Origin of the sequence: Lentibacillus salicampi, assembly GCF_004565465.1 — a bacterium.
GTDB lineage: Bacteria > Bacillota > Bacilli > Bacillales > Amphibacillaceae > Lentibacillus > Lentibacillus salicampi.
The window spans coordinates 1-4,140 of sequence record NZ_SRHY01000080.1; the positions used below are offsets into that span (position 1 = coordinate 1).

4 protein-coding genes are annotated in these 4,140 nt (G+C 30.0%); all 4 read right to left on the reverse strand.

Annotation, left to right across the window (positions count from 1 at the left end; translation table 11 throughout):
* Window positions 1-2,091 (reverse strand): lantibiotic dehydratase (locus tag E4U82_RS19220; protein ID WP_135111855.1); only part of this gene is annotated, 2,091 nt, incomplete at its 3' end.
* Window positions 2,092-2,251: 160 nt separating this feature from the next.
* Window positions 2,252-2,380: a hypothetical protein gene (locus E4U82_RS20505; protein ID WP_280689821.1), complete on the reverse strand. Its 129-nt coding sequence runs from the start codon at window positions 2,378-2,380 to the stop codon at window positions 2,252-2,254.
* A 693-nt stretch (window positions 2,381-3,073) separates the two neighbouring features.
* Window positions 3,074-3,280 carry an antitoxin VbhA family protein gene (locus E4U82_RS19225; RefSeq protein ID WP_135111856.1) on the reverse strand — a complete coding sequence of 69 codons (207 nt, stop codon included), beginning with the start codon at window positions 3,278-3,280 and terminating at the stop codon, window positions 3,074-3,076.
* 51 nt (window positions 3,281-3,331) lie between these two features.
* The gene (locus E4U82_RS19230; RefSeq protein ID WP_135111857.1) at window positions 3,332-3,820 is read right to left on the reverse strand and encodes a hypothetical protein; all 489 of its coding nucleotides are present in this window, start codon (window positions 3,818-3,820) and stop codon (window positions 3,332-3,334) included.
* Window positions 3,821-4,140: the final 320 nt, after the last annotated feature.

Below are 4,140 nucleotides of genomic sequence, written 5' to 3' on the forward strand. Positions count from 1 at the left end.
AGAGCTGCCAAACGCTATGGCCATTATACCATGGCCATAGCGTTTGGCAGCTCTTTTGTATAATTTCCTATGACAGGTTCTCTGGCTAAATTTAAATGGTTGCGGACAAAAACTGCGGCCGCAAACATCTAGTTCAGGAGCTTCCATTAATGTTAGTACATATTCTCCCCCTACTTTTTGTTTGCAAGTTTCCATGAATTGGACCGATAGATTATTGTTAGTTGGTACAGGTAAAGCCCTATCCGCTTCTAATATATATATATATTTAAATTGATTTAAGTTGTAATTATTAATCATTTCATTTATTTTGTTTATTCTTTCTTCTTTAGTGTTTTCTTGTTGAAACTTTATGTTTATTCTTGCAGGGGATAAAATAAAATGTTTATAATCTACACGTGGTATGAATTCTAAAAATGAAAATTTATCAACAGGAAAGTCACTGGGGTATTCAAAGCAATACCTATAGAATTCATTTAAGAAAATCAATGCAGGATGTTCATTAAAATTTCTATAACTTACTAAATGAGTTGATACTGGATAAATAACTTCATCCTGATAAACCATATAAAAACGACCATTATGTGCGATCATATCAATTTCATTTAAAGGGATTCTATCAATTGAATTTTTGGTTTGACCTATACAATCAATAAATGTACTCGACTCACTTCTATATGTTAAGCCAATATCTTTAAAATAATTACTAGTATAGTTTATCTCAGAGTATTTAGTTACATTGATCCATTTTTTTTCTCTTTTAAGAAAAGAAAAACGACCTGTGAATGAATTACGAGGAAATGAAAAGGCATTGGGATGTAATATTAAACGACCTTCATGTGGTACCATTTTACAATCATATGAAATGGGTATTCTATATTCTCCTTCTTCATTGTCATAAATGTCTTTAATATTTCTATAGTCATTTGAAGTTAATTTAAGTATCCCATCGTTTTTAAAATTAGACTGCATAATTCTATTTAAAATATATTCTTCTATTTTTCTATTCTTACTATTTAACTGTAAATGCTGTGGTAGACCCAGACCTTCATCCCTATCAATCATGTGAAGTAAAGGTACTCTAGTATAAAATCCGTACTTACTTATAAAAGAATTATAATAACTTTCCCAATCAAATGTTTGCCTTTTATCAAAAAGGTTTAATATTTGCATTTCGTCATCGACATTAACATGACTTATAACTTCTTCTCTCCCATCCATTGAATCGTGAAGATATAAATCTACAATTACATATGAAGAACTCTTACACAATGATGACATTTTATTAATTAAATCTTTATATAGACAAATTCCTTCTCCAATTTCGGCTCTCTTATACATTTCTAAAGAATACTGTATATCTTCTAACTCTGATATTAGAACTTTATCATGGCCGCAAATCTGCTTTATTTTTTCAAAAAAGGTATCAGAATCCCTGTCAATAGAAGGGCTTGATAGTTCAGTTTTAATAATATCTACTCTTATAAGTTTCTGTATAACATCAAATATTAATTTCTCATCATAATCTTTTCTATATTGATTTAAAACGTCTTGAAGTGAAATGGGCTTCTTTAAAAGTTCGAACAATTCATCTATAAATTCTGAATTATTAATATAAATATAGGAAGTACTATTATTCACGTACTTTTCTAATATGGATTGTTTATCTTTCATATATAATCTTGGATTTAACACTAATTTTACACTTGTAGATCTTAATAATGAATCGTCTACTTTTTTCATAAGTTTTTGTTCCCATTCTAAAGAAATTTCTACTTTTTTTATTTGCTTTTTTCCATTAAATTGATTAGGTTGATCTAAGCAAATACCTGAATTAAAACGAAAAGGCTGAGGTCTTGATGCCATCCTTAATAAATACTTTACTAGAGTTTTTTTTGTCTTTTTGTCAATTTTTTTATTATTATCTATTATTTTTTTTAATTTGTTATACAGAGTTTCACTATTTAGTAATATTCTTTCCAAAAACTTTGGATTACGGATTATTTCATTTAAAAAAGCTTCTTCATTTTTAGTGAACAAATGTTTTATTTCAGCGAATTCCATCGCAGTTTTACGTTTAATAATCTTTACCACTCCATATCACATTTATTATAATAATAATTCAATTTGATTAGTACATACTTGATGACTTCTATTTCTATATATCAAAATATTATTTAAAATTTGTACATGCTGGTTAATAGTTTTATTAAACCAGCATGTACTGTGACTTAGGTTATAACATACGATGTAATTAAGGCCTTGTAATAGTAATGTTAGAAGCAATAAGTGAAGCTTCCATCTCTTCCATAACAGTAGATGATTCTACGTTATAAACTTCCAAGTCTAGCTTGATGTCTTTTGAAGCCTCTTTCTTTTCCATGGTTTCACCTCCCTGACTATATTGTAATTAATTTTACTAGATTTTTCACAAAAGTCAACATAATATTCCGATTTTAGTATACAATATAATATATTTGTTCAATAAATTATATTCAGAAGAATCATAATGCATCTAAAATAAGTTTATATATACAGATTAATTTTAAAATGAGGCTGGGACACGCCCCAGTCAATGGAAATTAAAAGCGTGGTACCTACTATACCATGATTCGAAAGAGGTACCACGCTTATTTTTTAGTATGTTATTTTTAGTAAATAAAAAGCACCATCTGATAAAATTAAAGTACCGCATAATAACTATCGGAGGTCTCCTTATGTTTAACATTAAACCATGAATCAAGTTATTTTACTACTAGATTTAAAAATAACTCAACTTTCGGATCCCCCTATGTTAGGATAGATGTCGCATGATACTTTAGTGTATACTTAAGTTAATATGCGGAGGTTGAGTGTAATGAAAAGTAATACAGGAGTTAGGTATTCACAAGAAATGAAACAATCCGTCATAAATCGGATGATGTCACCTGTTTGTAGGTGGCTCTATTCAGGAGACAGTAGAACAGTCTCAAGTATACCCTATCTGATATACTGCATTAGTCTTTGATGCTTCTGCGTATTTTAAAAATAAAAGCCAATGTGACGAGATTAAATACTAATGCTAGAGATGAAATGATTATGGCAGCCGTTTGCATGTGTCCACCCCCTGTTTCAAATCCTCAATGAGTTCTTCTATGGTCATTTTCCCACTGGCAACCGCCTTGATGACCTTTTCGTCATCATCAGTCAGCGTAAAGCCTTCAATCTCCAGTTGGTGCTTTGCCTGCTGATAAGCCTTTTCTAATTGTTCAGGGTCTGTTGTTGGTTTACCTCTTTTATTCATTCACTCACTCCTTATAAGCGTAAATTGTACAGCATTTTATATAAATTAGGGTTAATTATCGGTATGAAGTTGCTTTTCAATTTGGTTGATGTCTTTTTTATAACTGCTCATTAGTTCCTTTAGTTTATGTATACTCAGTGAATACCCAATCTCTAAATATTTCAGTCCTGAAAGAGCATCTAGGAAAAATCCATCTCGTATTAAATTCCACGGGGAATAAATTTCTATAATTCTTCTTGTCGTTGTGGTTTTCACTTTGACTGTTGCTCGTTTTTCATAGTAGTAGACGATTAATTTGTCTTCCTTTTCATTATATCCTAATATTGGTCCAATTTCACTTTTAAGACGTAGGTCAGGGTATTTGAAAACAATATTATTTTCAATGTACCATTTCATAATTGGCAGGTATTTTTCTATGGTATTGTTCAGTATTTTAATTTGCTTATTCATGATTTGCTCATACTGGTTTGTAACTTCTTTATATATAGATAAGTCTTCCTCTAATTTTCTAATAATGTCATTTGCATCAAAGTTGTTCATGTTTACACCTTCCTTAACAACGATTTTAAGTAAATAAGATAAATTTTAGTGTCCGAAAAGTGACCGATAAGTTTTAAAAATGAAGTTTTTTATGTTTTGGTGAAATATAAGAACATTGATTCAATGGGGTTTTTAGAACTTATTTTTCTATGTTTTAACGTTTAATACACGGGCGGCATGATGTAAATCATCGCTGTATATGGCAAAATAAAAGTACATAATTCGGCAGCCTAAAAGTACACAACTGCCGTTTATAAAAAAAGAGCCTTGCCAGTCATCCCTAAATCTAATAACCTCCTACATGTAAGTTCCAAAAACAT